The following is a 6119-nucleotide window of genomic DNA, read 5'->3' as shown; positions in this document are numbered from 1 at the left end:
ACGAAACGCCTGCACCCGGCGGAGACCTCGGCGCGCGTCAGGGCGCGAGATCGACCGCGAAGGCCCGCGTTTCCTCGGGGGTCCAGATGCGGTCGCCGAAGACGTGCCGGTGCGCGAGCGAGAGGTCGGCCCCCGGCGCGAGCACGATGTGCTCGTTGAACGAGGGGGAGGGCGCGAGGATCGGGAAGGGCTCGCTGCGCACGAACCACCGGATCGCCGGCCCGCCGGACGAGGTCCCGGCGAACGCGAGCACCGTGCCTCCGCCGTCGTACTCGTCGTGCGATCCTGACACGGCGACCCACGGGCTTTCGAGGCCCATCACCGCGTCGGCACCGGCGTCGTCGGGTAACCCGCCCGCCAGCACACGGCCGCCGGTCCAGGCGCGCGGCATCCGGATCACGTAGCCGGTGTAGCCGGCGTTCGGGCGGCCCTGCGTGGTCGGGCTTCCGAACTCGAGGTCCCGCCCCGAGACGTTGCGCAGCGTCGTCGAGAAGTCGAGAATCCACAGGCCGCGCGCGGCGTCGACGCCGTGGAAGCGGTGGGTCCGCGTCTCGGCGACCCAGTCTTCGCCGTCCGCCGTGATCCAGGTGAGGTCTTCGGTGAACGACACCTCGGGTCCCTCCGCGGTCATCGCCGCGAACCCGTCGTGGCGCATGCGGCCGACATTGTCGAGCAGGGCGTAGTCGCCGTGTTCGGGGCGATAGGTGTTGCCGCCCCAGAAGTTCTGTCCCGACACGTGGGTCCACGTCATCTGCAGACCCTTGTGCCAGCGGTGGTCCCACGGCCGGTAGGCCGTGAGCGGTGCGCCGTCGAGCGCGCGGACGGGGTGCAGGAACGGCTTCGGCCCTTCCGACGGTGCACCTCCGGGGGCGAAGGCGTAGCGGGCGATGTCCACGCCGGCGAAGGTCACGGTGAGGTCGGCCTCATCGAGGCGGAGCGTCAGATCGGGCACCCGTTCATTGTGTCGCAGATTCCAGGAAAACGCTTCCCGGCGGGCGCGCGGCGCGCGTATAGCGCTTTTCGCGCCGCGGCGGTAGGGGGAGCATGGCGATTCGGATGGGCGCTAGCGTCGTGACATCTCACCCGAGACACCGCACCCCCCGCAGTGTCCACGAGACGAAGGAGAAACAATGCTCTGGACAATTCTTGGCCTGATCCTCATCGGCCTCATCGCCGGCCTCATCGCTCGCGCCGTCATCCCCGGCAAGCAGAGCATGGGTATCCTGCTGACCATCGTGCTCGGAATCATCGGCTCGTTCGTCGGCGGCTTCCTCGGCTTCCTGATCTTCGGCAGCGACCCGAACGGCGGCTTCCTGCAGCCGGCGGGAATCATCGGATCCATCCTCGGATCGATCATCGTGCTCGGACTGTACGTCCTGTTCACGCGTCGCCGGGGCGTCACGCGCTCCTGACAGGCTCCCGGGCCTGACGCACGTCGCCCGAACCCACGCGTCCCTCGCGTGGGTTCGGGCGATTCGTCTGTCTGAGGGCGTACCGAAATGCGCCCGACCCTACGCGGGTCGGGCCCGTTTCGTCTCGCTCGTGCCTCGCTCGCTCAACGACCAGGGGGTCAGGCGCCGGCGAGCGCCTGCGACACCACCTCGCGCGCCTCGGCCTGCACCTGCGCCAGGTGCCCGGGGCCGCGGAGCGACTCGGCGTAGAGCTTGTAGACGTCCTCGGTGCCCGAAGGGCGCGCGGCGAACCATGCGTGCTCGGTCTGCACCTTGAGACCGCCGATCGCGGCCCTGTTGCCGGGCGCATGCGACAGCTTCGCGGTGATGGGCTCGCCGGCGAGGTCGGTCGCCGTCACCGCCTCCGGCGCGAGCTTTCCGAGCGCGGCCTTCTGCGCGGGGGATGCCGGAGCATCAACGCGCTGGTAGGCCGAGGCGCCGAACTCGGCCTCGAGCTGCGCGTAGCGCTGCGACGGCGTCTTGCCGGTCACCGCCAGGATCTCGGCAGCGAGGAGGCACAGCAGGATGCCGTCCTTGTCGGTCGTCCAGACGCTCCCGTCGCGGCGCAGGAACGACGCGCCCGCCGACTCCTCGCCGCCGAACGCCACCGAGCCGTCGAGAAGGCCGGGGACGAACCACTTGAAGCCGACCGGCACCTCGAGCAGCTCGCGCCCCAGCGACGCGGCCACGCGGTCGATGATCATCGAGCTGACGAGCGTCTTGCCGATCGCGGCATCCGCCGGCCATTCCGGGCGGTGCGAGTACAGGTAGTCGATCGCGACGGCGAGGTAATGGTTGGGGTTCATCAGCCCCGCGTCGGGCGTGACGATGCCGTGGCGGTCAGCATCGGCGTCGTTGCCGGTGAGGATGTCGTACTCGTCGCGGCGGCCGATCAGGCCCGCCATCGCGGACGGCGACGACGGGTCCATGCGGATCTTCTCGTCCCAGTCGAGAGTCATGAACCGCCACGTCGGGTCGACGTCGGGGTTCACGACCGTGAGGTCGAGACCGTGCACCTCCGCGATCAGGGCCCAGTACTCGACCGAGGCGCCGCCCAGCGGGTCGGCCCCGATGCGCACGCCGGCGCGGCGGATCGCCTCGACGTCGATGATGTTCGACAGGTCGCGCACGTAGGCGTCGCGGAAGTCGTACTCGCCGAGCGTGTCGGCGTCGAGGTCGCGGAACGGCGTGCGCGCCACGCCCTCGAGGTTCGCGGCGATGAGCTCGTTCGCCCGGTCGGCGATCCAGCCGGTCGCGTCCGTGTCGGCCGGTCCGCCGTTCGGCGGGTTGTACTTGAAGCCGCCGTCGCGGGGCGGGTTGTGGCTCGGGGTCACCACGATGCCGTCCGAGCGGCTCGGGTCGGCGGCATCCTTCCCGCGGTTGTACGTGAGGATGGCGTGGCTGAGCGCGGGAGTCGGCACCCAGGAGTCGCGGGCGTCGACGCGCACGTCGATGCCGTTGGCGACCAGCACCTCGATGGCGCTGCGCTCGGCGGGAAGCGACAGGCCGTGCGTGTCGCGGCCCAGGAAGAGGGGCCCCTCGATGCCCTGCGCCCGGCGGTAGTCGACGATCGCCTGGGTCGTGGCGAGGATGTGGGTCTCGTTGAAGCTGCCCGTCAGCGACGAGCCGCGATGGCCGCTGGTGCCGAACGCCACGCGTTGCTCGGGCACCGCGGGATCCGGGGTGATGTCGTAGTAGGCGGAGATCACCTCATCGATGTCGACGAGATCGGATGCTTCGGCGGGCTGTCCTGCGCGACTCATGCGTCCCAGTCTGCCTGTCGCGGGCCTGTGCTCGCACGGGCTTGACGCAATACGGGTGTTTCTTATGCGGCTGGGGGTGCGCATGACTCAGGCAGACACGCCCGTGAGGCGGCGGAATCGGCCCATCCGGGGTGGTCTGCCTGAATTGCGAACGCGGCCGGCGCCGGCGATCCTGCGCCCGTTACGGGATGTGATGCCGACGCGGCGGGCTGCGGGACCGGCCCGCACGGCCCGGGCTAGGCTGGCACGCGTGACTTCCGAGGTCGTCGCCTCCGCCGAGGCATCCGTTCCCACCCGCCGTACCTACAGCTATCTGGGCCCGGCGGGCACGTTCACCGAGGCGGCGCTCGCCCAGGTGCCCGAGGCGCGCGGCCACGAGTGGCGGCCGGTCCGCAACGTCGGCGAGGCGCTCGCCGACGTCGTCGAGGGCCGCTCCGACGCCGCGATGATCGCGATCGAGAACTCCGTCGACGGCGGTGTGTCGACCGCGCAGGATGCCCTCGCGACGGTGCCCGGCCTGCGGATCGTGGGGGAGTACCTCGTGCCGGTCGAGTTCATGCTGGTCGGGCGACCGGGCGCGCGGCTCGAGGACGTGTCGCTCATCGCGGCGCATCCCGTCGCCTATGCGCAGTGCCTGCGGTGGCTCTCGGACGCGCTGCCGGCCCACGCCCATGTGCCCGCGGCCAGCAACGTCGCCAGTGCGATGAGCCTTCTCGATGGATCCAGTGACGCGGATGCCGCGATCGCGCCGCCCGGCATCCTCGAGCACCACGAGCTCGAGCTGCTCGCCTCGAACATCGGCGACAACCCCAACGCGGTCACCCGCTTCGTTCTCGTGAGCCGCACCGTCGTGCCGCCGCCGCCGACCGGTGCCGACAAGACCTCGCTCATCGTCGAGCTGCCCGACGACCACCCCGGCGCCCTGCTCGAGATGCTCGAGCAGTTCGCGACGCGCGGCATCAACCTGTCGCTGCTGGCCTCCCGCCCGATCGGCGACGAGCTCGGTCGGTACCGCTTCGTGGTGGATGCCGATGGGCACCTCGAAGACGAGCGCATGGCCGACGCCCTCCTCGGGCTGCGTCGCTTCAGCCCGCGCGTCACGTTCCTGGGGTCGTACCCGCGCGCGGACCGCGCTGTCGTCCGCTACCCGGAGCGGTACGCCGACGACGTTTTCGTCGAGGCGCGCGACTGGCTGCGCGGCCTGATCTCGGGTGAGCCCGAGGTGCAGGAGTGACCGCGGCGGCGTTCGCCTTCGACCCCGCGAACGACGTCCACGCCCGCGCGCTCCGACGCCTCGAGACCGAGCAGGTCGCCTGGTTCGGAACGATCGGCCGCGACGGCTACCCGCACGCCGTGCCCATCTGGTTCCTGTGGCGCGACGGGCGCGCGCTGATCATGAGCGAGCCCGAGACGGTGAAGGTCCGCAATCTCCGCGCGAACGACCGGGTTCTCCTGCACCTGGAAGCGGGCGCCGACGGCGAGCAGCTCACCGTGCTGCGCGGTACGGCCGCGATCTCTGCGGAGCCCTCGAGCGCGTGGGTCGAGCGCATCGGCGACGCGTACACGGCGAAGTACGACGCATGGCTGCAGCGTCTGGGGCTCACGACCGCAACCATGGCCGAGCGCTACTCGGTGCTCATCGAGGTCACCCCGCACAAGCTCGTCGCCTGGTAACCAGGCTCACCCCGCGCGTCAGGACGCGAGGCCGAGCTCGGCGGCGAGCAGCTCGAGCGTCTGCAGGCGGCCGGGGGCGGCATCCATCGGCTCGTTCTCGTACGAACCGGCGATCGGCGAGATCATGACCTCGTCGACCTCGTGCCGGGCGGCGAAGGATCGCAGATCGGATGCCACGGCCGGGGCGGTGCCGACGAACCACTTCGCCCGGGCCGACGCCATGAACGTCTCGCCGAGGCCGGCGAAGTCGGCCGCCCCGGCGATCGACTGCTCCACGGTCTCGAGCGCGACGAGGGGCTTGTTGGTGCGCAGGCGCGCGGTCATGCGCAGGTTCGGCAGGGCGCGGGCCTCGGCCTCCTCGGCCGTCGGGGCGACGAGCACGTTGGCGGTGAGGAAGGTGCGGGGCGCGGCGAGAGTCTCGGACGGGACGAACGCCGTCCGGTACAGGTCGAGCGCGCGCTCGAGTCCCTCGCCGGAGAAGTGGTTGGCGAAGACGTACGGCAGGCCGAGGGATGCCGCCAGCTGCGCCGAGTAGTCGCTGGAGCCGAGCAGCCACACCTCGGGCGTCGTGGTCGCCGCGGGAGTCGCGTGAACGTCGTAGGTGCCGCCCGACGTGAAGCGCAGCGAGGCGCCGTCCGGGGCGACGAGCGACATGATGTCGCGCACGTGGTCGGGGAAGCGCTCGACGTCGCTCGTGGTGCCGCTCTGGCGCAGCAGCTGCGTGATGACCGGGTCCGACCCCGGCGCGCGGCCCAGACCGAGGTCGATGCGGCCCGGAGCCAGCGCTTCGAGCGCCGCGAACTGCTCGGCGACCACGAGCGGAGAGTGGTTCGGCAGCATGACGCCGCCCGAGCCGAGGCGGATGCGCGAGGTCCGTGCCGCTGCGGCCGCCGCCAGTACGGGTGGCGTCGTCGAGGCCACCGCGGGCATGTTGTGGTGCTCGGCGAACCAGTAACGGCGGTAGCCCAGCCGATCAGCGGCGTCGACGACGGACAGGGATGCCGCGACCGCCTGCGCGCTCGTCTGGCCGGTGCGCACCGGGACGAGGTCGAGGACGGACAGGGCCGGGGTGGATATGGCGGTACTCATCCCCTTCGACAACCCGCTGCGGCATCAGCTCTATTCCTTCCGGTCGTTGAGCGAGCGAAGCGAGACGAAACGCGCGGGGTCCACGGTCAGTGCCGTGTTCTGGGCGTCCGTCTCGCTCGTTCCTCGCGCGCTCAACGACCGG

The 6119-nt window shown here is 71.0% G+C and carries 6 protein-coding genes; 3 read left to right on the top strand and 3 right to left on the bottom strand.

Features of this window, described 5'->3' with window-relative positions; translation table 11 throughout:
• Window positions 1–37 precede the first annotated feature (37 nt).
• Window positions 38–952 (bottom strand): PmoA family protein, encoded by a 915-nt coding sequence (locus B1729_RS19905; RefSeq protein ID WP_163634551.1) that lies wholly within the window; start codon window positions 950–952, stop codon window positions 38–40.
• Window positions 953–1130: 178 nt separating this feature from the next.
• Here B1729_RS19905 and B1729_RS19900 point away from each other — a divergent pair, with 178 nt between their 5' ends.
• Window positions 1131–1412, top strand: coding sequence for a GlsB/YeaQ/YmgE family stress response membrane protein (locus B1729_RS19900; protein ID WP_163620767.1), 282 nt, complete (start codon window positions 1131–1133; stop codon window positions 1410–1412).
• 158 nt (window positions 1413–1570) lie between these two features.
• On the opposite strand, the gene pgm is transcribed toward B1729_RS19900, so the two are convergent.
• Entirely contained in the window at window positions 1571–3214 is a 1644-nt protein-coding gene (gene pgm / locus B1729_RS19895) for a phosphoglucomutase (alpha-D-glucose-1,6-bisphosphate-dependent) (protein WP_163634549.1), read from the bottom strand.
• 250 nt (window positions 3215–3464) lie between these two features.
• On the opposite strand from pgm, the gene pheA reads away from it, so the two are divergent.
• Together pheA and B1729_RS19885 are read left to right on the top strand one after the other, a co-directional pair.
• Window positions 3465–4448 (top strand): prephenate dehydratase, encoded by a 984-nt coding sequence (pheA, locus tag B1729_RS19890; RefSeq protein ID WP_163634547.1) that lies wholly within the window; start codon window positions 3465–3467, stop codon window positions 4446–4448.
• A complete protein-coding gene (locus B1729_RS19885; protein ID WP_163634545.1) occupies window positions 4445–4888 on the top strand; it encodes a pyridoxamine 5'-phosphate oxidase family protein in 444 nt (147 codons plus the stop codon). The genes pheA and B1729_RS19885 overlap by 4 nt, the downstream gene beginning before the upstream one ends.
• A gap of 18 nt (window positions 4889–4906) precedes the next feature.
• Here B1729_RS19885 and B1729_RS19880 read toward each other — a convergent pair whose 3' ends face one another.
• Window positions 4907–5977: an LLM class flavin-dependent oxidoreductase gene (locus B1729_RS19880; protein ID WP_163634543.1), complete on the bottom strand. Its 1071-nt coding sequence runs from the start codon at window positions 5975–5977 to the stop codon at window positions 4907–4909.
• Window positions 5978–6119: the final 142 nt, after the last annotated feature.

It is taken from the genome of Microbacterium sp. B35-04 (assembly GCF_010634885.1).
Taxonomy (GTDB): domain Bacteria; phylum Actinomycetota; class Actinomycetes; order Actinomycetales; family Microbacteriaceae; genus Microbacterium.
The sequence above is the reverse complement of the archived record's forward strand: the minus strand, read 5'-3'. Positions and strand labels throughout refer to the sequence as shown.